Source organism: Cryobacterium sp. Y50 (genome assembly GCF_002929805.1).
Taxonomy (GTDB): Bacteria; Actinomycetota; Actinomycetes; order Actinomycetales; family Microbacteriaceae; genus Cryobacterium.
The window spans coordinates 108,218-129,961 of sequence record NZ_PJJM01000099.1 but is presented as its reverse complement, the minus strand read 5'-3'; the positions used below and the strand labels follow the sequence as shown (position 1 = coordinate 129,961).

The following is a 21,744-nucleotide window of genomic DNA, read 5'->3' as shown; positions in this document are numbered from 1 at the left end:
CCAATAACGATCACCCTGGTTGCGCCCAATGCGTACATGGCGCTACTTCCAGAAATGGCAAGTGGTGAAGTTGAACCGCGCAATGTGACCGTACAACTGCGCTGCGCGCGGCGTAAGGTCGAGCCTGCATTACGACCGTTTTCTGGACTGCAACCGTTTACACAAGCTGGACTGCGGCTCGAAAACAACAGCCTTAATTTCCCTCGACGGGGAGATCCGCGTCATGCATGACGAACATGTGGTCGTCGCATTGGGTGCAATTACGCGCACCTTTCCCACACCGGGCCTAGAGGAGAACGCGGTCGATTTCAAGACGATCGAGGAGACGCTGTACCTTCGCAACCGGATACTGGACAGCATTGCCCGTGCCGCCTCGGCCGATGACCCGGTCGAACGAACGAAGACACTAACCTTCGTCTTCATCGGCGGCGGATACACCCGGGTTGAGGCCATCACCCGACGAAGTATTGTCGCAACCGCAACCGCAACCGTGACCGTGACCGTGACCGTGACCGTGACAGTGACAGTGACCGTCGAGCGCGATGCGGCCCGGACCGACGCCGGGCGGGAGAGTGCGCGCGGTGATCAGCGCGTCGCCGACCCGCGCCTGACTCAACAACAGCAGCTCACCCGGCCACGAACACATCAACTTCCTCGGCCGATACCAATTCAGCATGCCCGAGCTACCGCCCAATCAACTCCGCCCGCTGCGCGATCCGAACAGCCAGGACTGAACGACCGAACCCTTAGCGGACGTTTTCGATCCATTACTACTCAGACCCCCTTCGGGAGCCTCCGCGACGATCGAATCGTGCGGACACTATCCGTGGGTTGAATGGCCAGCAGCATGCCGGCACATCATCGATTTGTTCCTCGATCAGGCGGACAAATCCGCTTAGTCTCCGCGGGTTCTTGTCCCGCACAGGGTTCTCCTATCAGGATTCGTAAATGTCGCGACGATGTCCGAGCCGGAGGACCAGCACTACCAATTGCTCGTCGTGAATTTCGTAGCTGATGCGGTAGTCGCCGGTGCGCACCCGCCACTCACCGGAGCCATCGACGAGTTGAATTGCTTTAGGCGGACGTGGATCCTGGGCCAGAAGATCGATCACTGCTTGGATCCTCCGGCGAACCGGCGGATCACATTTATGCAGCTGCCGCTGTGCGCCCGGTGCGATCCGGACGGAGTAAGTCATGCGAGGCCGAGGTCTTCCTTTACCTGGTCCCACGGAGTCGGTTCAATTTGCGTGTGGCGCATCTCCTCACGGGACTCCTCCGCGGCACGAATGTCGGCCATGTCTTCGGCCAATTCGATGAGGCGCTCCAGGTCATCGGCGTCGACGACGGCCGCCACTCGACGACCTCGGTGCGAAAGGAAAACACGCTCGTGCTCAGAACGAACCTGGTCGATGATTGATGCGAGTTGTTCACGTGCCTCAGAGACCGTGACGGGGATTGTGGTCGACATAACTCAACCGTCCAATCCTGGAGGGGGCTGTACAAGTAACGAGCATCCCACCAGGGGTTGGACATTGGAATGGTGACAGTGCAATTCCGTGCTCGTCCTTCCGGCATCATTAAGCCCGGGCAAATGAAGAACTCCGGAGCTGCCAAGACGAAGTATCGGCGTTTCCAAATCGTGGCCCGAGCAACAAGAACCGGCTGTCATCACGGGCTTGCATTTCAACTCATGGCTCGGGCTGATCTTCTTTGCTCCAAGACTCGTCGCTGACCTGAATCGTGGCGTGAAATTGATCAGAGGCGAATGCGACGGTTGATGACGTTTTCGGCGCTCTCGCGCATGGTTTGATTGCGTGCGCGGGCATCAGCTCGTAACCTCTTGAAGGCTTCGTCCATATCGACGGTGCTGAGCTGGGCGATGACCCCCTTGGCCTGTTCAATCACAATGCGGCTGTTGAGGGCACGTTGTAGCTGTTCGTTGACGATGGCGTCTTCGCGTACGGTGCGTTCCTGCAAAATACTGATCGTCGCCACGTCAGCCATGGCCTGGCCGATGGCGGCATCTTCGGGTGTGACATCGCCGGTTTCGATACGGAACAGATTGAGAGCGCCGATTGCCCGGTCACGCACTCGCATAGGAATGGCATGCACCGAGCGGAAGCCCTGGGACAGCGCGGCGGCTTTGAATTCGGGGTAGGTATCGCCGGAAGCGGCGATGTCGCCCATGGTGACGACCTTGCCGGTGAGGTAACAATCGACACATGGCCCGGCTCCGGCCTGCTGTTACAAAACTTCGACGAGATAACTTTCCTCGCTCGTCGAGGCGACGACCTGCAGCTCGCCACTCGGATCCGCCAGCAAGAGGCCGGCAGCGGAGGCGTCGAGCAACTCAACACATTCCTCGACGAGGGTGTGCAGTACGTCGAGAACGTCATATGCGCCCACCAGAGTGTCCGTCAACTTCACGAAGGCGGCGCTCACCATCGAGGCACGAGTCTGACTGACCATGGGTTGATTCTATGACTTTTCCAGCTTATTGCTCAGTATCCGGAGTGAATTGCAGCCGCCTGGCAATGACATCACCGGCGATGCTGCGAACGGTCTTACCGTGCGCAAACGCGTGTCCGCGGAGGAGGAGCAGCGCATCCGTTGGCGTGACATTCATCTGTACTATTACCATGCCGGTAGCCTGGTGAATTTCTCGTCTCGACAGGGGAGAAGCCTCAGTGATCGTCGCTGAAGCTGTGGCTTCCTTATCTCGAAGCAGCCGATCTAACAGGTTCCAGGCCGTTTGATCGGCCAGGACGAGTGCCTTCGCCCGGTCGGTTAGATCGAGCGCTCCAGAGGTGGTGCTGTAGAGCTCCACGATGCCCACATCGAGCGCGCCGAGGATAAGCGGAAAGACATAGAGCGCCTCCACCTCGGTATCCAAGAGTGCCGAGAAAAAGACCGGCCAAAGCGGATGCGCTCCCTCGCGCACACGAGGTTCGAGCACGGGACTGCGCGTGCGCGCCGCTTCCCATCGGGGACCTTCGCCCAAATCGAACTGGAGCTCGTCGAGGCGAGCGGCCAGCCCATCGGTGGCGCAGACGACCGTTTCGGGAACAGCCCCGCCAAACACCGAAACCGCGGCACCGGTTACGGGCAACGCATCGACAAAGGTGGCGCACAGGGGCACGTCTTCGACGCCACCTTCTGAGCTGAACCATTCAGGCACGATCGACCGGCCTCCAGACCTAGGGCGATAGCTTGCTAGTTTTAAGGATACGTACTCTCGGATGCGGCAACAAGGACAGCGGATGGGCAATTGCACAGCTCGCAGCATCCGCTCTTTTGCCGTGATCTGTCAACCGCAATGCAGCCAGTAGAAGCTCTGCGCCCCCAGGGTGAGCGTGAGTAAGCCCTCCTCATTGAAGCTCGGAAAGACGGATCCACCGAACAGGTCGTACAACCGCGTTCCGGCCATGTCGACGTCGTCGATCGTAAATGCGACCGGGTTGTGCGAGAAACTGAACACACACATCACGGTTTCGGGCTGGTCGCCGAACATTGAACCGGAACCGGCGTAGCTGCGCGTGAACACCAATACCGATTCATGGTTGGTTTTAAGCACGCGGATGGTGCCGAGGCCGAAGGTTTGGTGGGCTTTTCGCACGTGAATCACATTGCGAATCCAGTGCAGCAACGAACCCGATTGGGCCAGGTGTGACTCCACGTTGGTTTGGGTGAAGTTGTAGACGAGGGATTGCACAATGGGCAGAAATAGCTTGCCCGGATCGGCATCCGAAAAACCGGCATTACGGTCGGGGGTCCACTGCATCGGTGTGCGTGAGCTGTCCCGGTCGGGCAGCCAAATATTGTCGCCCATGCCGATCTCATCGCCGTAGTAAAGAAACGGACTGCCGGGAAGGGCAAACAGCAGGGCATGGGCCAGTTCCAGCTCGGCCCTCGAATTGTCAAGCAGCGGAGCGAGCCGTCTGCGGATGCCGATATTGGCGCGCATCCGCGGGTCGTAGGCGTACCAGCCATACATAGCCTGCCGATATTCCTCGCTGACCATCTCGAGGGTGAGCTCGTCGTGGTTGCGCAGGAATACGCCCCAGCCCGCCCCCTCGGGAATGTCGGTCGTTTCGGAGAGCACCCGCACCAGCTCATTGGCCTGCTGGGAACGCAACGAGTAGAAGATGCGTGGCATCACCGGAAAGTCGAAGGCCATGTGGCACTCCGGTTCTTTCTCGGTGCCGAAGAAGGCGGCGACCTCTCGGGGCCACTGGTTGGCCTCGGCGATCATGACCCGCCCCGGGTAATCGCGGTCGACCATGGCCCGCAGGCGCTTGACGAACTCGTGCGTCGGTGGCTCGCCCTCGCCGTTGCCCTCTTCAGACTCGAACAGGTAGGGGATCGCGTCGAGCCGAAAGCCGTCTACGCCAAGGTCGAGCCAGAAACGAATGACGTCGAAGATCGCCTCCTGCACGGCCGGGAGCTCGAAGTTCAGGTCGGGCTGGTGCGAGAAGAACCGGTGAAAGAAGAACTGGCGACGCACCGGGTCGAAGGCCCAGTTCGATTCCTCAGTGTCGGTGAAGATGATGCGAATGTTGGGGTAGCGCTCGTCAGTGTCGCTCCAGACATAAAAGTCACCGTAGGGTCCGTCCGGGTCTTCGCGGGATTGCTGAAACCATTCGTGCTGGTCCGAGGTGTGGTTGAGCGGAAAGTCGATCAGGATGCGCATGTTACGTTCGTGCGCCTTGGTGACGAGATCCTTGAATTCCTCGAGGGTACCGAATTCCGGCAAAATTGTGCGGTAGTCGGCCACGTCGTAGCCGCCGTCTTTCAGCGGAGAGTTGAAGAACGGCGGAATCCACAGGGCGTCGATTCCGAGCCACTGCAGGTAGTCGAGCTTCGATACCAGCCCGGCGAGATCACCGGATCCATCGGCGTTGCTGTCTACGAAGGAGCGAACCATCACCTCGTAGAAGACGGCGCGGCGATACCACAGCGGATCGAGTGCCAAACCGGGTAACTGAATGGGGGCGGTGAAACTCACGGCTGTCCTTCCGTCCCGGCAAAGGGCTCTATCTCGATCCGCGTCGTGGTTCGAGTCTAGAACGGCCGACCCAGTGCAGGTCCAGCTTCACGCAAGTCTCCCGCCTAAACTAGGGCCGGTGAACGTTTCTTCTCCCTACGACAAAGTCTTGGCTGACCTGACGGTGCGCGAGCTCACGGCATCCGTTCGCGGCGCCAACGGGCGAAGCAGCACCACCCGGTACTGGGAATACGGTGACCCCGCTGCCGCTACCACGCTCGTGCTGGTGCACGGGTTTCGGGGCGATCACCACGGATTGCAACTGGTCGTGGCCGAGTTGCTCGGTGCCGGTAAATCCTCCAGCGCCGTCGAAACGGATGCCGCAGCTCCCGCCCTGCGCATCATCGCACCGGACCTGCCCGGATTCGGCCGGTCGGAGCCGCTCCCCGACGGGGACCATTCCCTGGCCGGATACGCCCGCTGGCTGCATGAATTTCTCACTGAACTGGCCTCTACGGGGCGTCTGGTCGTGCTTGGGCACTCCTTCGGGTCGATCGTGGTCGCCGCGGCTGTCGCCGAGGGGCTGGCCGCCGCCGACGTCGTTCTGGTCAACCCGATCGCCGCTCCGGCATTGTCCGGACCACGCGGAATTCTCACCCGGCTGGCCATCTTCTATTACTGGGCCGCCGCATCCCTTCCGGAGCGGTGGGGCTACGCACTGCTGCAGAACCGAGCTATCGTGCGCGTCATGAGCGTGAGCATGGCGAAAACGCGGGACCCGGCGGTGCGCCGCTGGATCCACAATCAGCACGATCGATACTTCAGTGCCTTCGCCTCCCGGAAGGTGGTCATGGCGGCGTTCACCGCCTCGGTCAGCCATGACGTGAGCGAATTCGCGGCACGCATTCCGCAGCCGACGTTGCTGATCGCGGCCGACCGCGACGACATCACGCCGCTCGCGGCGCAACTTCGGCTGCGGAGCTTGTTTCCGAATGCGACCCTGCGCGTCATCGACAACGTGGGCCACCTTATCCACTATGAAACGCCAAAACCGGCGGCCACCTACATCCGTGAATTTCTTGCCGAGGAGCGACCGGAGTGAGAATCGTGGTCGACTGCCGGTACATCCGGCTGGATCAGCACGACGGCATCAGCCGGTACACCGCTGGCCTGGTGACCGAACTCGGCCGGCTGCATCCGCTTACCATGCTGATCAGCGACCATCGGCAATTGGCGATGCTGCCGGCCTTGCCGTGGCAGCTCGTGCGGGCACCGACCAGTTTACTTGAACCGCTGATCGCATTGTCGGTCAACCGGTTGAAGCCTGATGTGGTGTTCAGTCCAATGCAAACCATGGGCTCGTGGAGACGCAAGTATCGGCTGTTTCTGACCGTGCACGACCTCATTTATTACCATAACCGCACACCACCGCATGATCTGCCCGCGTTTATCCGGCTGCTCTGGCGGGCTTACCATCTTTCCTGGTGGCCACAACGGATGCTGCTCAACGGTGCCGACGGCGTCGTTACCGTGTCCGAAACCACCCGAGCGCTGATCACAGAGCACCGGCTCACCCGGCGACCGGTCACTGTGGTGGCCAACGCTGCCGATCCTGTTATGGGGACGTTGCGTCATCGCAGCATTCCGGAGACCACCCGGCTCGTCTATATGGGCTCGTTTATGCCGTACAAGAACCTCGATACCCTGGTTCTGGCCATGGCCGACCTGCCGGAATACGAGCTGCACCTGCTCAGCCGGGTGTCTCAGGCCGATCGTTCCCGACTGGGGCGACGTGCCCCGCAGGCGCGCTTGGTCTTTCACTACGGGGTCAGCGATGACGAATACCACCGGCTGTTGCGATCGGCGACCGCGCTGGTGACCGCCTCGCTCGATGAGGGCTTCGGAATTCCCCTGGTCGAAGCGATGAGCCTTGGAATTCCCGTCGTGGTCAGTGACATTCCCATTTTTCGGGAGATCGGCGGCTCGGCGGCCTTGTATTTCGACCCGCGCAATGCGGAAAGCATTGCCACGGCAGTTCGAAGCCTGGCAGAACCGGGGGAGTGGGCGGCCCGGTCCGCTCGGTCGGTGGAGCAGGCCGCCCGCTTTACCTGGGCCAAGTCGGCACGCACGCTGCTCGAGGTGCTGGAGGAGCGTTCGGCGTAATCAAAGCGCAGCACTTTCGCGGTGCACGGGAGTTGCGCCCAACTTCGGCGCACTGGCGTAGATCCCGCGCGACGCGTTGTGCTCGGCCGGCTCGTAGGGTGATCCGGTCGGGGTCAGAGCACCGGAGACGAGCCTCGGTCGCCCGGCTCGCGCGTCGCCGCGTCGAAGTGGGTGAGCAGCAGCTGATCGTCCGCCCAGGAGAAGTCGTGCACGGACCCATTGGCGATGTACTCGCCGTGCCGGGGACGGTCGCCGTCCGTGAGGTGACGCAGCAGCGTTCCGATGATGCCGCCGTGACTCAATACGAGAACGGATTGGCCAGTACGCCCGACGGCAAGTGCTGATAATGCCCCGAGCACCCGGTCAATGACGTCGCGGCGGGTCTCGAGTCCAGGAACGGGGACACCGTCGGGAAAACGGTGTTGACGCTCGGCGAAAGTGAGGCCTTCGATGGCGCCGTGGTGACGTTCGGTCAGGGCGGGAACCACCTCGGGTTCCTCCAACCCGAGCTCCGCGGCAATAATTCTGGCCGATTCCGCGGCGCGCAACAGCGGGCTGGTCACGATGGCATCCCACCGCCTGCTCTGCAGACGCTCAGCGGCGGCGACGGCCTCGGCGCGCCCGGTAGCGTTGAGGGGAATGTCGGTGCTGCCCTGGATTCGCTGATGTAGATTCCAGTCGGTCTGGCCATGACGCACAATGGAGAACCTGGTCACGAATGATTGCCCCGATTCATCGGTCGGTGATTGCCTGGGCCGCGCACAAGCCCGATCAGCCCAGCAGCCGGTCGGCCAGTGCGGCGAGGGTTTCACTGGTTCCGGCCTCGAGCTTGTGCAGGGCTCGTCCGTCACCCTTGGTCGCCCCACGGTTTATGACGATGATCGGTAGCTTGCGGCGTCGCGCCTGTTCGACCAGACGGATGCCCGAATTCACCGCGAGCGACGACCCGGCAACGATCAGCGCGTCCGCCGCCTGAATCAAAGCGGATGCCTCCAAAAACGTTTCCGTCGGCACGAGTTCGCCGAAAAAGACCACCCTGGGCTTGAGCATGCCGCCGCAGACCGTGCAGTCCGGCACCACGAAGTCGTCGATGTTGCCCACGTCGGCATCGCCATCCGGAGCGATTCGGATGCTGTCCGAATCACGCAGAATCGGGTTGGCGGCCTCGAGCCGGGCAGCAATGCTGTCCCGGCCGAATGCCTGCCCGCAGGCCAGGCAGATGACCCGGTCGAGGGACCCGTGCAGCTCGACCACATGGCGCGATCCCGCTCGGGTGTGAAGTCCGTCGACGTTTTGGGTGATGACGCCGGCAATGGCGCCGGCGCTTTCCAGCTGTACGAGTGAGCGGTGTCCGAGGTTGGGTTCGGCCCGTCGAAACACGCTCCAGCCCACGTGGCTGCCGGCCCAATACCTTTTGCGGGATCGTTCGTCGACGACGAAGGTCTGAAAAGTCATCGGCGTGCGCTTCGGCGCGCCTTCCCCGCGATAGTCGGGAATCCCCGAATCGGTGCTGAGGCCGGCGCCGGTGAGCACTGCGGCACGCTTGCCGCGCAGGAGCGTGGCGACGGCATCCACTGCCCGCTCGGAATCGAGGGCCACCGCTGAGGCGAGTGCGGCGGCGGCGTCGGGACCATCGGTAGGCTCAAGCGCGTCCACCAGGACCGTGTCGCTGGGCACGACCGAATCGGCAGTCATCGGCGTTCCTTTCGGGCAGAGACGGACAGCAAAAAATACTGGTCTCTTGATTCTAAACTCGTCTGTTTTCCCGTTTGACTACCCACCTGTCAGGCTTGAGCCCAATACCCCTTCTGGAAAGGCACTTTTCCGTGCAAATCACCCGCATTACCGACCTGTCCAGCCCGGGTCTGGCCGACTATTCGCGTTTGACCGACGTCGCCCTGCGACGAGTGCTGGAACCGGCCGGCGGCCTCTATATCGCCGAGTCGCCCAAGGTCATTGCTCGTGCTCTCCGGGCCGGTCATCTTCCGCGTTCCCTGCTCATTCAGGAACAGTGGATGCTCGACGCCGAGCGTTTACTCGCCGATTGGCCCGAAGTACCGGTGTATGTCGGCGAGGCGAGCGTGCTGGAACAACTCACCGGCTACAACCTGCACCGCGGTGCCCTCGCCGCGATGCACCGGCCGGTGCTCGAGCCGGTCGAGGCGCTTCTCACCCATGCCCGCCGCATCGTGATCCTCGAAGACATCGTCGACCACACCAACGTCGGGGCCATCTTTCGCTCCGTAGCCGGGCTCGGCGCCGATGCCGTGCTGATCACCCCGCGTTGCGCCGACCCGCTCTACCGGCGCAGCGTGCGGGTGAGCATGGGCACGGTGTTGCAGGTGCCGTGGACCCGCCTCCCGGAATGGAGGGTGGCCACCCCGCTGCTTCACGCTGCCGGCTTTCACCTGGCGGCGCTGGCACTGACCGACAACGCGATCTCCCTCGACGTGTTTGCCGAGGCGATGCCCGAACGGCTGGCGATCATCCTCGGTGCCGAGGGCGACGGGCTCAGCCGGCACGCACTCGAAGCTGCCGACACGGTCGTGACCATTCCGATGTTGCACGGCGTCGACTCGCTCAACGTCGCCTCCGCGAGCGCGGTCGCGCTATACGCGCTGCGTACGCGCGCGTGAGCGCGCCGACTCGCCGAGCGCGATGAAGAAGTTAGGCTGAGCGGATGTCTCCCTCCCGTCGTATCATCCTCCGACGGCGTAGACTCGCCGTCGCCAGCGTTCTGCTCGTGGTTTTGGGCGGCGTCGGCTATGTCGGCGCCACCAACCTCGCTCCGGTTCCAGAGAGCGCTGCCACGATCGTGCAGCCGGCATCGTTGACCCAGCCGGTCGCCGCACTGACTTGGCCGGCCTTTGGTAGCAGTGCGATCGGCGCGGTCGGTCTCCCCGGCGTGCTTGCTTCGAGCGGCGACCAGAACACGGTACCGATCGCAAGCATCACCAAGATGGTCACCGCCCTGGTGATTCTCGACGCGAAGCCGCTCGGCGTCGGTGAGGCCGGGCCCAATATCACCTTCACGGATGCTGATGTGGATATCTACTACGATGTGATCGCCGAGAACGGATCGGCGGCCCCCGTCGTTTCCGGCATGGTGCTCACTCAGCGTGAGGCCTTTGAGGCGATGCTGCTCCCGTCAGCCAATAACTATGCCGCCTCGCTCGCGGTCTGGGCCTACGGATCCGTCGATAATTATTTGGCGGCCGCCACCACCTGGCTAGCCGACAACGCCCTGACCCAGACCAGTGTCGCGGACACGAGCGGAATATCAACGGCCAGCGTAAGTACCCCAGCCGACCTCGTCGAGATCGGAAAGCTCGTCGTCGGCCACCCGTCCCTAGCCGAAATAGTCGCCCTGCCCTCGGCGGTGCTACCGGTCATTGGCACGATCACCAATACCAACAAACTGCTAGGCCGCGACGGCGTCGACGGCATCAAGACCGGTACAACGGATGTCGCGGGCGCCTGCCTGCTCTTTTCCACTGATTTCATCGTCGGCGACAACACTGTCACGCTCGTTGGAGTGGTGCTGGGTGGCGACACCCATTCCGAACTCAATTCGGCGATCAGCGCGCTGATCGAGAGTGTGCAGCCCGGTTTCCAGGACGTCGTACTAACCGAGGAAGGCGCCGTGTTCGGCAGTTACACGACTAAGTGGGGTGACGTGAGCGATATCGTCGCCGCGCGGGCGGTATCCGCTTTGGTCTGGTCAGACTCACCTATTTCAGGATCCGTGACGGCGACCGATTTGCAGCTGGGACGTGCCGGCGACGACGTCGGCGAGGTGTCGTTCACGATCGGAACGGGATCTCCGGTGACGGTGCCGCTCGAACTTCAGGACAGCGTCACCGATCCCGGCCCGGCCTGGCGCATGGGCCACCCGGGCGAACTCGCCGCCGGCTGACCCGCCCGGCTGACCCGCCCAGCTGCCCACCCGTGGCACGGTCCGGGCCCGGATAGAAAGACGGGTCAGACGCGCGGGAGCGTGGACGGGCCGACTTCGGGGCGCTTGGGCAGTACGTGATCACCGGAGGACTGGTGGCGCACCCGACGCAGCACCCACGGCATCAGGTATTCTCTCGCCCAGGCGAAATCTTCGGTGCGGGCCTGCCGCCAGGTTGTTCCGGGCATCGGCTCCGGCTCGCTCGGCTCCAACGAGTTCTTCACATTGAGGGTCTGCAACACCATGCGCGCCACGGTGTGGTGTCCGAGCGCGTTGAGGTGTAGCCGGTCGGGCGCCCACATGCGCGAATCCTGAATTTCGGTGAGCTGCCACATGTCGGCCACGATGCAGTCGTACTTCGTCGCGATCGCCCGGATGTTCTCGTTGTAGATCGCGACCTTGCCGCGAATGCTGCGAAACACGGGAGAGAATCCCACGTCGGCTCCGGTGAACAGCACGACCGTCGCACCGTCCCGGCGGAGCCCGGAAATCACCTCATCGCAACGGGCCGCGATGAAGTCCGGATCGGTTCCGGGGCGAATGACGTCGTTGCCACCGGCCGAAATCGTGATCAGGTCCGGGCGTAGAGCCAGCGCCGGCTCGATTTGTTCGTCGGCGATCTGTCGGATGAGTTTGCCGCGCACGGCCAGGTTGGCATAGGCGAAATCATCGGTCCCTTCGCTCAATACCTCGGCGACCCGGTCAGCCCAGCCCCGGTGCCCACCGGGGCTCTGATCTTCCGGGTCACCGATACCCTCGGTGAACGAATCGCCGAGCGCGACGTAGCGCGACCATGGATGCTGTTGCTTCGTCATCAAACCATTCTCTCTGAACCCGGTGTCATTAGTGCAAACAGTGCCGTCGGTTACGAAGGTCGGTGGTCTTTGGTAGCTTTATGAGAAGTGAATACTCCATCGGTTTTCGGCCCAGCACAGGGAACGAGTGCAGCCGAACACCTGTCGCCGTCTTTCCCAGAACGCGCGGCCTGGGGTACAGCCGGCAAGCTACGCGCCTGGCAGGCCGAGGCGCTCGAGGCCTACTTCGTGCACGAGCCACGCGATTTCCTCGCCGCAGCCACACCGGGAGCCGGAAAGACCACTTTCGCCCTGCGCTTGGCCGCTGAACTGCGCTCTCGCCGCACGATCGACCGCATCACCGTTGTGGCGCCGACCGAGCATCTCAAGAACCAGTGGGCGGATGCTGCGGCGCGCGCCGGCATCCGTCTCGATCCTATGTTCAAGAACGCCGACCGTAGCTACGGCAGCCATTATCACGGCGTCGTCGTCACCTACGCCCAAGTGGCAGCCCGCGCTGCCCTGCACAAACAGCTCACCGAATCCAGCCGTACCTTGGTGATCCTCGATGAAATTCACCACGGGGGAGACGCCCTCAGCTGGGGCGACGCGATTCGCGAGGCCTTCGGCCCGGCCACCCGTCGTCTCTCACTCACCGGCACCCCGTTTCGCTCGGACACCTCGCCGATCCCGTTCGTCAGCTACCTGCCAGACAAGCACGGCATCCGCATGTCGCAGAGCGACTACGCCTATGGCTACGGCCGGGCCCTCGCCGACGGTGTGGTGCGCCCGGTCATGTTCATGGTCTACGCCGGACACATGAAATGGCGAACCCGGGCCGGCGACGAGATGGAAGCCAAACTCGGCGAGGGCAACACCAAGGACATCACCAGCCAAGCCTGGCGCACCGCGCTTGAGCCCAGCGGGCATTGGATTCCATCGGTACTGCGTGCCGCGAATTCCCGCTTGACCGAGGTACGGCACGGCATCCCGGATGCCGGTGGCCTCGTCATTGCGACCGACCAGACCACCGCACGCGCCTACGCCGTCATCCTCGAGGACATCTGCGGTGAACCGGTCACGATTGTGCTCTCCGACGAGAAAGAAGCCAGCGACCGGATCGACGAGTTCTCCAAGAACACCCGTCGGTGGATGGTCGCCGTGCGCATGGTGTCTGAGGGCGTCGACGTGCCGCGCCTTGCCGTCGGCGTCTACGCGACCAGCGCGGCCACACCGCTGTACTTCGCCCAGGCGATCGGACGATTCGTGCGGGCCCGCCGACGCGGTGAAACAGCATCCATTTTTCTGCCCAACGTTCCCGGGCTGCTCAGCCTGGCCAACACGCTCGAACTGGAACGCGACCACGCCCTCGACCGCAGCAACCGTGAAGACGGCGACGACGGCATGTATAACCCCGAAGATGCCATGGTCGCTGCGGCGAACAAGGAGGACAAGGCGTCAGACGACCTCGGCCTGGACGACTTCACCTGGCAGGCCCTCGACTCGCAGGCCACCTTCGACATGGTCATGTTCGACGGTGACGAATTCGGCGAGCTCGCTGAACCAGGCACCGATGAGGAATTCGACTTCATCGGAATCCCGGGCCTGCTCGAACCGGAACAGGTGTCGGAGCTGCTGCGGCAACGCCAATCCCGTCAGTCCAAACGGTCGACCGACAAGCGCAAGGACCCGGTGACGGGGGAGATCGCCCCGCTCGAACCGCCGCCCCTCTACCGCACACTCAAAGAACAGCGCACCCTATTGTCCAGCCTCGTGGGCATGTGGTCGAAGCTCGCCAACGAACCGCACGGCATGATCCACGCGGAGATGCGTCGGATCTGTGGCGGGCCCGCCGTCGCTCAGGCCAGCGTGACTCAGCTGCAGATGCGCATCGACCTGCTGCGCCGCCGCCTCGGCCGCAGCTAGGCCGTCGCGACCGCTCCTATCGGTACCCGGGCGACCATCAGCGCGGTGAGGATGTCGTCCATGAGATCGTCGACGTGCTCGAGCCCGATCGACAGCCGCACGATGCCGGCCCCCGGCCGTGCATCAGCCGCCACAGGTCGGTGCGTGAGCGAGGCCGGATGCTGCACGAGCGAATCGACCCCGCCGAGCGACACCGCGTGGGTGATCAGTCGCAGAGCCTCGGTGAAGCGCACAGCCGCGGTAAAAGAGCCGAGATCGAGCGCGATTAGAGACCCGGCCCCGGCGCTCTGCCGGCCGATCAGTCCCTGCGGGTCCTGGCCGGGCAGCCCGGGATAGAGCACCTGGGTCAATGCCGGGTGGGCGCTGAGCCGGTCAGCGATCTCGCCAGCGCTAGCCTGCTGGGCGCGCACCCGAATCGGCAGGGTGCGCAGCCCGCGATGCAGCAGATACGCGTTGAACGGCTGCAGCAGGCCGCCGGTCAGCGCGCGCACCTGACGCAGCCGCACCATCCACTCGGCGGCGCCAGACACCGTGCCGCCCATGGCATCACCATGCCCGCCGAGAAACTTGGTCGCACTGTGCAGCACGAGCGTGGCGCCGACTCGACCGGGCGCTGCAACACGGGCGTCGCGAAGGTGTTGTCCACCAGCACGGGAACCGTCCCGGCAGCATCCGCCACCGCCTGGATGTCGGTCAATTCGAGCGTCGGGTTAGCCGGTGATTCTAGAATTACCAGGCCGGTGTTTGAGCGGATGGCCGCACCAACGCCGGCCAGGTCGGTGAAGGTGACCGTCGTGCCGAGCAGCCCGCTCGCGAGAACATGATCGGTTCCACCGTACACGGGACGCAGCGCCACAATGTGTGGCTTGCCGGCCGTGACTGTGGCGATCAGGGTCGCGGTCAGGGCCGCCATTCCGGTGGCGAAGGCAACGGTGCCCTCGGTCCGTTCCAGGGCAGACAGTGCGTTCTCAAACCGGGCGACGCCCGGCTGCCACAATCGCTGGTAGACCGCGGAATCGCTGGGTCCCGGCGTGCCGCCGGTGGCGAGATTTTCGTATGAATCCCCGCCAGACTCCACTCCGCGTAGCGGGTTCGTGGTCGACAAATCAATCCCCGGAACGTGGGTATCAGCCTCGGTAAGACCATCCATTCCGGCGTGCACGGCAACTGTTTCGATATGTGACAGCGGTGGCAACATGAGCCAACAGAAACAGGTTCTGCCCCTGAACACAAGTGACTTTGCAGACCCTTGCAAATCACTGAGCCGAATCGCATAAACTTGCTAGAAATAAGGGAGTCTGTTGATGGAATCGAAGAAGCCGGAACTCGACCGGGTCGACCGTGCACTACTGCGCGCGCTGTCGGTCAACGCTAGAGCTTCGGGAGCGGCGCTCGCGAGCGAAATCGGAGTCGCCGAGTCCACCGTATCCCTGCGCCTGCGTCGGCTGCAGCAGCTGGGCCACATTCGCGGGTATCGGGCCAATATCGACCTGGCCGCGCTCGGGGCCAGCCTGCAGGCGCTCATCTCGGTGCGGCTGGCCAAGCATGCCCGGGTGCAGATCGATGACTTTCGCAACGCCGCCCCGCACTGGCCCGGCGTGATCGGGCTATTCCACACCGCTGGTGCCGACGATTACCTGCTGCACGTGGCCGCAGCGGATGCCTCGCACCTGCGCGACTTTGTGCTCGAGCATCTTGCGGAGCATCCGGCCGTCGCCCACACCGAGACCAACCTGATCTTTGAGTACGTCGACGGTGATGGCTGGCAGGACCTGGTCAAATAGGGCAATTCACCGGAACGGTTAAAGCGAGAACGCCCCCCGCCGAAGCGGGGAGCGTTCTTCGCAAGCTCTATTTAGAGGGCGCGGATGTTCTCGGCCTGAGGACCCTTGGGGCCCTGGGTTACCTCGAACTCGACCTTCTGGTTCTCATCGAGGGACTTGTAGCCATTCGACGCGATCGCGGAGTAGTGCGCGAAAACATCGGCGCTTCCGTCGTCGGGTGCGATAAAGCCGAAGCCCTTTTCAGCGTTGAACCATTTCACGGTACCTGTTGCCATTTGTAAAACTCCTCCAGGAGTGTTAGACCGGCCCCGACTGTCGGGACCGTTCGTCGCGGTATTCGTCGTCCGCTTCCGAAAGGAATGTGGCGCACTAACTATGATCCAGATGAATCACAATCAGTGCGTTTAAGACGTGCAAGCACTACAACTTCGAATCCAACACTAGCCCACAAGTCTGGATGGTTTCGGAATTCAGCGTATTTTTTACCGGATAGCGTGTCATTTGCTGTGGAAAAGGGGTGAACTGCGGGTCTACCACTGGGAATGACTGCGATTGCGAGATCACCGAAAACGACGAGCAAACCGTCATTGCGCTGTCACAAAGTCGATCAGGTGTTCCACCCGGCCAAGAATTTGCGGCTCCAGGTCGGCAAAAGTGCCCACCTGGCCGAGGATACGCTGCCACGCCCGGGCGATATCGGCCTGCTCCTCGTGTGGCCAGCCGAGCGCCGCGCAGATTCCGTGCTTCCACTCGATGCTCCGCGTTATCTCGGGCCACGCGGCGAGGCCAACGCGAGCCGGTTTCACCGACTGCCAGACGTCGACAAAGGGATGCCCCACCACCAGCACGTTCGCCGCAAACGGGCCGCGCGCCACGGCCTTGGCAATGCGACTCTCCTTGGACCCCGGCACGAGGTGGTCAACGAGCACGCCGACCCGGCGTTCAGGGCCAGGCCGGAACTCGCGCAGAATCTCATCCAGGTTGTCTACGCCCTCGATGTACTCGACGATGACGCCCTCGATACGCAGGTCGGCACCCCAGACTTTCTCGACGAGTTCGGCGTCGTGCCGGCCCTCGACGAAGATCCGGCTAGCCCGCGCGACGCGCGCCGGGGCATTCGGAACCGCGGTTGAGCCCGAAGCGGTGCGCACCCGGCCGAGGGCTGCCGCCATGGTCGGAGCTATCAGCGTGACCGGTTTGCCGTCGATGAGAAACCCGGAGCCGAGCGGAAACAAGCGCAGCTTGCCGTGCCGGTCCTCCAGCGTGACGATCTTCTTCTCGACCCCAATGATTGCGCCGCAGAACCCGGTTGCGATCTCTTCCACCACGAGGTCCCTGGTCGCTTCCTGGATGGGGATAATGATGCGACCGGCCTCGCGCCAGCCGGGGGAGAGTACGTCTTCGCTATATCGATCGTCCATTGCACCGACGCTAGTCGATTGTCGTCTCGTGCACTCCGCGCCGTGCTCGGGCGGGCCGCGGTATTCTGGAGACATGTGTGGTCGATTCATCATTACCGATACGGCGCCCGATCTGGCCGCCATGTTCGACGTCGAGCATGAGGGGGAGAACCTGCCGGAGCCGTCCTGGAATATTCGGCCCACGGAGCAGATTCCCATCGTGCTCGAGTCAGCGCGCACCGATCCGGCCGTGCGCCGGCTGGAATCGGCGCGCTGGTCCCTGATTCCGTCCTTTGCCACCGAGCCCACCTCGAAGTTTCCAACCTTCAATGCGCGGGCCGAGACCGCCGCCGAGAAACCGACCTTTAAAACGTCGGTGCGTTCCCGTCGGGCCCTCGTGCCGGCTACCGGTTACTTCGAGTGGCACACCGACGGAACCACGAAGAAGCCGTTTTTCATCCACTCGGATGACGGTCTGCCGCTCGCCTTCGCTGGCTTGTACTCCTGGTGGAAGAATCCGGCGGCTGCCGACGACGATCCCGCGCGGTGGGTGCTGTCAGCCGCAATCTTGACGACGGAGGCCCTGGGCCCGCTCACGCAGATTCACGACCGCACCCCGGTTCCCCTGCCTGAGGAGTGGTGGGATCAGTGGCTGGATCCGGTTACGGACGGCGACCAGACGCTCGTCGATGCTGCTGTGGCCGCATCCCGTGAGGTCGTGGAATCACTCAACTTTTACGAGGTCGCTCCGGTGGTCGGGAACGGACCCGAGCTGATCGAGCCGCTCGACGCGATCGCCGGCGATTTCCTGTAATTCCGACCGGCCCCAGCCGGTACGCTCGAATAAGTACGTTCAAACCAGTTGCTGGGCGAAAACACCGGGCACTGCCGTGAAAGGGTTTCCTATGAACATTGTCGCCTTCATCGTCGCGTTCGCGATCTTCGTCCTCGGCCTCTGGTTGTTCGGTCTGGCGTTCTCCGTCACGTCGCTGATGGGACTGACCTTCGTGGCCGGAATTCTTTGCGTATCCCTCTCCATGGCAATCCCCTTCCACCTGCTGCGCGACTAGCGATTGCGCTGAACCCTGGCTGTAGAGCGACCGGCGCCCTCGGCGGGATGTCAGATTCCCACGATACGGTGAATCCTCGGATCGTCTATGTGACGGTCTGCCCGCACCCGCAGAAAGGTATTGTCCAGGATGCATGACAGCCCGGCCGCATCCACCCCCTATGAGGTGCTCGGTGTGAGCCCGACGGCGACCAACGACGAGTTGCACCGCGCCTACCGACTGCTCCTGCGCCAAACGCACCCCGACGTCGGAGGCAGCGCGATCAGGTTTCATGCCGTGCAGTTGGCCTGGGAACACGTTGGCACGCCCGATAACCGGGCGGCCTACGATCGCCGTCGCTTCGGTGAGCCCGATCCAGAAGTGGATGCCTACGCCGCCTACGCCGCCTCTGCCGCCCGCGGCCCGGCCACGAAATCCAGCCTGAAAACCCGCATGCACGGTCACCCCGGCGGGCAGGCGCGCCTGAGATACCTCGATCTCGTGCGCGAATGGGCCGGCCGTGGCACCGTCATCGACGACCCGTACGCCCCGGCCCTGATCCGCAGCGCCCCCCGTCTCGTGCGGCATTGCCTCGCCAAGGCCCTCGCGGAGGAGGCCACCGCTCAAGTCGTGGCCAACCTCGGCATCGGATTCACCGCCTGGCACGACATCGACACCGGCCCGCAGACCGACAAGCTCGACCACATCATTCTCGGGCCGGCCGGACTGTTCGGTATCCTCTCCGAAGACTGGGGTGGCCCGGTGCAGCTGCGGCGCGGTGAACTGGTCGGCGACGACCAGGGCCCAGATGATCGCCCGATCCATCAGTTCGAAGACGCTGCGAAGTCGATCACGCGCGCTCTCAAGGTACGTTTCACCGCCCTCATTATCGTGCTGCCGGACGGCACTCTCGACGAAGCGGTGTCCCTGCCGAAGCGTGGCCGTCGCCCGATGATCATCGGAATCCCCAGGTCACGACTGGTTGGTGTACTGCGCGAGGGACTGGTCGGCATGGAACGAGGCAGCTTCGAGAAGGTTTTCGAGTTGCGCAGCACGCTGCAGAACGGTATCCGCTTCGTTAATACCTGACTATTAGGCGGGCAGCGCCAGCTGGTCGACCCAGTAGTGCAGAAAAGTCGCCCCGGCTTCATCGTGAATTTGATCACCGATGACGATGACCGGATACGGCCGGTCGAGAATTCCATCGGACGGTCTAACGTCGACGTGTGACACGTCGTAACCGGCCTCGTGCAGGTGGTCGGCCATGCGGTAGTCGCTGCGCGAGTCACCCACCGACCGCCACAACCGGGGCAGCGGACCGCTCTCGGCGAAGTAGGCGAGGGCTCGCTGAGCTGCATGGTCCTTGTCCAGGGTAACCGATTCGATATCCGTCGAGATGATGGTGGCGTCCAGCCGAAACGGAATCTGCCCGGAGGCGTCCGCGCTTTCGAGGTCTTCGAATCGAACGCCGAGCCCGTGCTTGACCATAATGGCGAAGGCGGCGACGTTGAACGCAGATTGGCGGGCCTGAAAGGCCTCCCGGCTGACATCGGTGCGCTGCTCAACGGAGATCATCGCCTGCTTTGTCTCGTCAAAGAACATCTCGGCGGCGAACGAGGTGGCGACCAGCTGGCGCACCTCGTCGGTGACGGCCGACGGCAGGGCGACGGCCCGATCAACCACGACAGTGCCCATGCCTTCGGTGCTGATCGGAAACCAGACAGCACCCTTTTCACAGACCCCATACATGCGAAAGTTCTCGGGCAACCCCCCGGCCACGAGCGGAGCGACGACCTGCTCGCGAATGAAATCGGCGGACCGCCCCGTGATGAAGGCGATCGGCACGTGCGCGCCGGCCAGGGTGATTAGATCGGACACGATGCTCGGCGTACTGATCGTGCGGGTGATCGGGCTCGCAATCGGCCCGTCTACGTCCAGGAGCAGCCCCAGCGGGGACGGAGTGTTTGGCATTGGGTCATTCTCCCATAGTCATGGGCACCTGCTGAGAACGGATGCTCCGCGCGGCCCGCAAAAAACGCCTATCGTTATTTGAGATGATTACGCGACGAGAAGTAGCACTGCGCCTGGATATCCCCCTGGAAATGGCCACCCGCCACGGCATTCCCTCGCGCCTGAGCGAGGCACAGCTGGTCAGGCTGGAAGCCGAGCCGCCGGCCTGGTTACTGCAGTCGCGCGCGAACCGCACCGGAAAGAAGCCGGTCTGGGTGCAGCTCACCTGCACCATCTGTGGCTATACCGAGGCCGTGCGGCCCAAGAAGTGGTGGCCGACGTTTACCTATATCACCTGCTCGAACCACGGGGCGGATGAACTGCCCGATCCGGCCAAAGGACTCGCGCGCAACGAGTGCGACGGCATCGGCAGCCAATTCATCGGCATCACCGATGAAGCGCCGAGCCGGAGCGAACCGACCCGCGATAGCCCTTCCGGGGACCTGTAAATACGCTGACTCCATCGTTCGAGCGCGGCGCCGGGGCGTACGATCGCGGTATGAAGCTCGTGTCTCGCAATTCTCTTGGCTGGCTGCCAGCGTTGGTCGTTCCAGCAGTCGTCGTCGCTGCCGTGATCGCTGTGCCGTTCCAGGCCGGTGCCACCGTCGATCTGCCCAGCAAGACGCCGGAACAGGTTCTTGCCCTAGTGAACGACAGCACCGTGTCGGCATTCTCGGGAACCGTTGAACAGTCGGCTGACCTGGGCCTTCCGTCGCTAGACCTCAGCGCGGGCATGAGCGACTCCATGTCGAAAGCCCTGCCCGAAAGTACCGACGGCGCCATCCCCCTGGGAATGACCACGGCCCTAGAACTCCTGAGCGGTTCGCACGAATTTCGACTGTATGTTGGCGGCGAAAGCCAGTCCCGGGTGCAGATCAAGGACCACATGGCCGAACGTGATATTGTGCACAACGGCAGCGACGTCTGGCTGTACGACTCCAGCACGAACGCGGCGATCCACCTGAGCCTTGACCTCGAAGCTAGTGCCCAGGCGAAGTCCGCCGAACTGAAGTCACAGTTGCCCACTGATCTCGCGAATCCGGCTGAGCTCGCCGAGCATTTCTTGGACGAGCTCGATCCAAGTACGACGGTCTCGGTCGGCACCGACGCCCGCATCGCGGGGCGCAACGTGTACCAACTGGTCTTCACGCCACGAACGAACGAGACGCTGAAGACCGACACGCTCGTCGCATCAGTTTCTATCGCCGTTGATTCCGCGACCGGGCTGCCGCTGCAGGTGACCGTGCTGGCCCAGGGCCAGACCGCGCCGGCAGTGCAGGTCGGTTTCACCGCCATCGACTTCGCGGCCCCGAACGCCGGCCTGTTCGACTTCACGCCCCCGGCCACCGCCACAGTGACGGAACAGGCCATGCCGTCTCCGACGGAAGGCGCTACCGGCGACCAGCCGGGCGATCACAGCCCGGCAGCGGACGAGGTTCCCGTCGTGACGGGTGCCGGCTGGTCCACCATCGTCGAGGTGCCGGCAGCAGCCATGCCGGCCGAGGTCACCGACAACCCCTTGCTTGACCAGCTGACTACGACCGTCGACGGTGGCCGTGCCCTGACCACCTCCCTTGTGACGGTATTCCTGAGCAACGACGGGCGGGTGTTCACCGGCGCGGTTCCGCTCGCCGCGCTCCAGGCAGCCGCGGAGTGACACCGGTGTCCGGGGCCGGCAT

The 21,744-nt window shown here is 63.2% G+C and carries 24 protein-coding genes and 2 pseudogenes; 12 read left to right on the top strand and 14 right to left on the bottom strand.

Translation table 11 applies throughout. The annotated features are described in order from the left end of the window. Positions 1–223 precede the first annotated feature (223 nt). On the top strand, positions 224–835 hold the full coding sequence (locus CXY73_RS15555) for an FAD-dependent oxidoreductase (protein WP_104178202.1): 612 nt from the start codon (positions 224–226) through the stop codon (positions 833–835). A 100-nt stretch (positions 836–935) separates the two neighbouring features. Here CXY73_RS15555 and CXY73_RS15550 read toward each other — a convergent pair whose 3' ends face one another. The 7 genes and pseudogenes from CXY73_RS15550 to treS all read right to left on the bottom strand — a co-directional run bounded on the left by CXY73_RS15550 (position 936) and on the right by treS (position 5,005). Further along, positions 936–1,196, bottom strand: coding sequence for a type II toxin-antitoxin system RelE/ParE family toxin (locus CXY73_RS15550; RefSeq protein ID WP_104178201.1), 261 nt, complete (start codon positions 1,194–1,196; stop codon positions 936–938). Next, positions 1,193–1,468 carry a type II toxin-antitoxin system Phd/YefM family antitoxin gene (locus CXY73_RS15545; RefSeq protein ID WP_104135000.1) on the bottom strand — a complete coding sequence of 92 codons (276 nt, stop codon included), beginning with the start codon at positions 1,466–1,468 and terminating at the stop codon, positions 1,193–1,195. Before CXY73_RS15545 ends, CXY73_RS15550 begins: the two co-directional genes overlap by 4 nt. A 287-nt stretch (positions 1,469–1,755) precedes the next feature. Next, positions 1,756–2,004, bottom strand: coding sequence for an ANTAR domain-containing protein (locus CXY73_RS23615; RefSeq protein ID WP_369831251.1), 249 nt, complete (start codon positions 2,002–2,004; stop codon positions 1,756–1,758). Continuing rightward, a pseudogene (locus CXY73_RS23610) lies at positions 1,990–2,223 on the bottom strand (GAF domain-containing protein); the annotation flags it as partial. The pseudogene CXY73_RS23610 and the gene CXY73_RS23615, both read right to left, overlap by 15 nt. Before the next feature lie 21 nt (positions 2,224–2,244). Next, complete coding sequence (locus CXY73_RS23605; protein ID WP_369831250.1) at positions 2,245–2,469, bottom strand: hypothetical protein; 225 nt, start codon at positions 2,467–2,469, stop codon at positions 2,245–2,247. Positions 2,470–2,494: 25 nt separating this feature from the next. Continuing rightward, a complete protein-coding gene (locus tag CXY73_RS15535; RefSeq protein WP_199184243.1) occupies positions 2,495–3,178 on the bottom strand; it encodes a GAF and ANTAR domain-containing protein in 684 nt (227 codons plus the stop codon). Positions 3,179–3,307: 129 nt separating this feature from the next. Continuing rightward, positions 3,308–5,005: a maltose alpha-D-glucosyltransferase gene (treS, locus tag CXY73_RS15530; protein WP_104178200.1), complete on the bottom strand. Its 1,698-nt coding sequence runs from the start codon at positions 5,003–5,005 to the stop codon at positions 3,308–3,310. Between the two features lie 118 nt (positions 5,006–5,123). On the opposite strand from treS, the gene CXY73_RS15525 reads away from it, so the two are divergent. After that, positions 5,124–6,086, top strand: a complete 963-nt coding sequence (locus CXY73_RS15525; RefSeq protein WP_369831249.1) for an alpha/beta fold hydrolase — start codon at positions 5,124–5,126, stop codon at positions 6,084–6,086. Continuing rightward, positions 6,083–7,147: a glycosyltransferase family 1 protein gene (locus CXY73_RS15520; RefSeq protein ID WP_104178198.1), complete on the top strand. Its 1,065-nt coding sequence runs from the start codon at positions 6,083–6,085 to the stop codon at positions 7,145–7,147. The genes CXY73_RS15525 and CXY73_RS15520 overlap by 4 nt, the downstream gene beginning before the upstream one ends. Before the next feature lie 113 nt (positions 7,148–7,260). Here the strand turns inward: CXY73_RS15520 and CXY73_RS15515 are convergent, their stop codons facing one another. Both CXY73_RS15515 and CXY73_RS15510 read right to left on the bottom strand, forming a co-directional pair. Next, a complete protein-coding gene (locus tag CXY73_RS15515; RefSeq protein ID WP_158253011.1) occupies positions 7,261–7,863 on the bottom strand; it encodes a histidine phosphatase family protein in 603 nt (200 codons plus the stop codon). Between the two features lie 55 nt (positions 7,864–7,918). Then, positions 7,919–8,842: a Sir2 family NAD-dependent protein deacetylase gene (locus tag CXY73_RS15510; protein WP_104134995.1), complete on the bottom strand. Its 924-nt coding sequence runs from the start codon at positions 8,840–8,842 to the stop codon at positions 7,919–7,921. A gap of 131 nt (positions 8,843–8,973) precedes the next feature. On the opposite strand from CXY73_RS15510, the gene CXY73_RS15505 reads away from it, so the two are divergent. Together CXY73_RS15505 and CXY73_RS15500 are read left to right on the top strand one after the other, a co-directional pair. After that, complete coding sequence (locus CXY73_RS15505) at positions 8,974–9,783, top strand: RNA methyltransferase (protein ID WP_104178197.1); 810 nt, start codon at positions 8,974–8,976, stop codon at positions 9,781–9,783. Between the two features lie 44 nt (positions 9,784–9,827). Beyond that, positions 9,828–11,063 (top strand): D-alanyl-D-alanine carboxypeptidase family protein, encoded by a 1,236-nt coding sequence (locus CXY73_RS15500; protein WP_104178196.1) that lies wholly within the window; start codon positions 9,828–9,830, stop codon positions 11,061–11,063. A 65-nt stretch (positions 11,064–11,128) separates the two neighbouring features. Here the strand turns inward: CXY73_RS15500 and CXY73_RS15495 are convergent, their stop codons facing one another. Beyond that, positions 11,129–11,917 (bottom strand): SGNH/GDSL hydrolase family protein, encoded by a 789-nt coding sequence (locus CXY73_RS15495; RefSeq protein WP_104178195.1) that lies wholly within the window; start codon positions 11,915–11,917, stop codon positions 11,129–11,131. A gap of 87 nt (positions 11,918–12,004) precedes the next feature. Here CXY73_RS15495 and CXY73_RS15490 point away from each other — a divergent pair, with 87 nt between their 5' ends. After that, entirely contained in the window at positions 12,005–13,822 is a 1,818-nt protein-coding gene (locus CXY73_RS15490) for a DEAD/DEAH box helicase (protein WP_104178194.1), read from the top strand. Here CXY73_RS15490 and CXY73_RS15485 read toward each other — a convergent pair. Next, a pseudogene (locus tag CXY73_RS15485) lies at positions 13,819–14,972 on the bottom strand (PLP-dependent aspartate aminotransferase family protein). The gene CXY73_RS15490 and the pseudogene CXY73_RS15485 sit on opposite strands and share 4 nt — an antisense overlap. 154 nt (positions 14,973–15,126) lie before the next feature. On the opposite strand from CXY73_RS15485, the gene CXY73_RS15480 reads away from it, so the two are divergent. Further along, the gene (locus CXY73_RS15480) at positions 15,127–15,606 is read left to right on the top strand and encodes an Lrp/AsnC family transcriptional regulator (RefSeq protein ID WP_092107921.1); all 480 of its coding nucleotides are present in this window, start codon (positions 15,127–15,129) and stop codon (positions 15,604–15,606) included. A gap of 71 nt (positions 15,607–15,677) precedes the next feature. Here the strand turns inward: CXY73_RS15480 and CXY73_RS15475 are convergent, their stop codons facing one another. Both CXY73_RS15475 and CXY73_RS15470 read right to left on the bottom strand, forming a co-directional pair. Further along, entirely contained in the window at positions 15,678–15,881 is a 204-nt protein-coding gene (locus CXY73_RS15475; protein WP_035840308.1) for a cold-shock protein, read from the bottom strand. 309 nt (positions 15,882–16,190) lie between these two features. Next, positions 16,191–17,027, bottom strand: coding sequence for a DUF3097 domain-containing protein (locus tag CXY73_RS15470; RefSeq protein ID WP_104134989.1), 837 nt, complete (start codon positions 17,025–17,027; stop codon positions 16,191–16,193). Between the two features lie 73 nt (positions 17,028–17,100). Between CXY73_RS15470 and CXY73_RS15465 the strand changes: the two genes are divergently transcribed. The 3 genes from CXY73_RS15465 (at position 17,101) to CXY73_RS15460 (ending at position 19,144) form a co-directional block, all read left to right on the top strand. Continuing rightward, positions 17,101–17,820, top strand: coding sequence for an SOS response-associated peptidase (locus CXY73_RS15465; protein WP_104178193.1), 720 nt, complete (start codon positions 17,101–17,103; stop codon positions 17,818–17,820). Between the two features lie 91 nt (positions 17,821–17,911). After that, positions 17,912–18,076 (top strand): hypothetical protein, encoded by a 165-nt coding sequence (locus CXY73_RS22375; RefSeq protein ID WP_199184242.1) that lies wholly within the window; start codon positions 17,912–17,914, stop codon positions 18,074–18,076. A 129-nt stretch (positions 18,077–18,205) separates the two neighbouring features. Then, positions 18,206–19,144: a DnaJ domain-containing protein gene (locus CXY73_RS15460; protein ID WP_104178192.1), complete on the top strand. Its 939-nt coding sequence runs from the start codon at positions 18,206–18,208 to the stop codon at positions 19,142–19,144. Positions 19,145–19,147: 3 nt separating this feature from the next. On the opposite strand, the gene CXY73_RS15455 is transcribed toward CXY73_RS15460, so the two are convergent. Further along, positions 19,148–20,026: a hypothetical protein gene (locus CXY73_RS15455; protein ID WP_104134986.1), complete on the bottom strand. Its 879-nt coding sequence runs from the start codon at positions 20,024–20,026 to the stop codon at positions 19,148–19,150. Between the two features lie 83 nt (positions 20,027–20,109). Here CXY73_RS15455 and CXY73_RS15450 point away from each other — a divergent pair, with 83 nt between their 5' ends. Continuing rightward, positions 20,110–20,514 carry a hypothetical protein gene (locus CXY73_RS15450; RefSeq protein ID WP_104135014.1) on the top strand — a complete coding sequence of 135 codons (405 nt, stop codon included), beginning with the start codon at positions 20,110–20,112 and terminating at the stop codon, positions 20,512–20,514. Between the two features lie 50 nt (positions 20,515–20,564). Then, positions 20,565–21,722, top strand: a complete 1,158-nt coding sequence (locus CXY73_RS15445; RefSeq protein WP_104178191.1) for a DUF2092 domain-containing protein — start codon at positions 20,565–20,567, stop codon at positions 21,720–21,722. Positions 21,723–21,744 lie beyond the last annotated feature (22 nt).

Coding starts and splice junctions, on each gene's coding strand:
- CXY73_RS15470 (WP_104134989.1), bottom strand. CDS start 17,027: ATGGACGATCGATATAGCGAAGACGTACTCTCCCCCGGCTGGCGCGAG.
- CXY73_RS15495 (WP_104178195.1), bottom strand. CDS start 11,917: ATGACGAAGCAACAGCATCCATGGTCGCGCTACGTCGCGCTCGGCGAT.
- CXY73_RS15460 (WP_104178192.1), top strand. CDS start 18,206: ATGCATGACAGCCCGGCCGCATCCACCCCCTATGAGGTGCTCGGTGTG.
- CXY73_RS15455 (WP_104134986.1), bottom strand. CDS start 20,026: ATGCCAAACACTCCGTCCCCGCTGGGGCTGCTCCTGGACGTAGACGGG.
- CXY73_RS15480 (WP_092107921.1), top strand. CDS start 15,127: ATGGAATCGAAGAAGCCGGAACTCGACCGGGTCGACCGTGCACTACTG.
- CXY73_RS15550 (WP_104178201.1), bottom strand. CDS start 1,196: ATGACTTACTCCGTCCGGATCGCACCGGGCGCACAGCGGCAGCTGCAT.
- CXY73_RS23615 (WP_369831251.1), bottom strand. CDS start 2,004: ATGGCTGACGTGGCGACGATCAGTATTTTGCAGGAACGCACCGTACGC.
- CXY73_RS15545 (WP_104135000.1), bottom strand. CDS start 1,468: ATGTCGACCACAATCCCCGTCACGGTCTCTGAGGCACGTGAACAACTC.
- CXY73_RS15465 (WP_104178193.1), top strand. CDS start 17,101: ATGTGTGGTCGATTCATCATTACCGATACGGCGCCCGATCTGGCCGCC.
- CXY73_RS23605 (WP_369831250.1), bottom strand. CDS start 2,469: ATGGTCAGTCAGACTCGTGCCTCGATGGTGAGCGCCGCCTTCGTGAAG.
- CXY73_RS15555 (WP_104178202.1), top strand. CDS start 224: ATGCATGACGAACATGTGGTCGTCGCATTGGGTGCAATTACGCGCACC.
- CXY73_RS15475 (WP_035840308.1), bottom strand. CDS start 15,881: ATGGCAACAGGTACCGTGAAATGGTTCAACGCTGAAAAGGGCTTCGGC.
- CXY73_RS15450 (WP_104135014.1), top strand. CDS start 20,110: ATGATTACGCGACGAGAAGTAGCACTGCGCCTGGATATCCCCCTGGAA.
- CXY73_RS15510 (WP_104134995.1), bottom strand. CDS start 8,842: ATGACTGCCGATTCGGTCGTGCCCAGCGACACGGTCCTGGTGGACGCG.
- CXY73_RS22375 (WP_199184242.1), top strand. CDS start 17,912: ATGAACATTGTCGCCTTCATCGTCGCGTTCGCGATCTTCGTCCTCGGC.
- CXY73_RS15500 (WP_104178196.1), top strand. CDS start 9,828: ATGTCTCCCTCCCGTCGTATCATCCTCCGACGGCGTAGACTCGCCGTC.
- CXY73_RS15445 (WP_104178191.1), top strand. CDS start 20,565: ATGAAGCTCGTGTCTCGCAATTCTCTTGGCTGGCTGCCAGCGTTGGTC.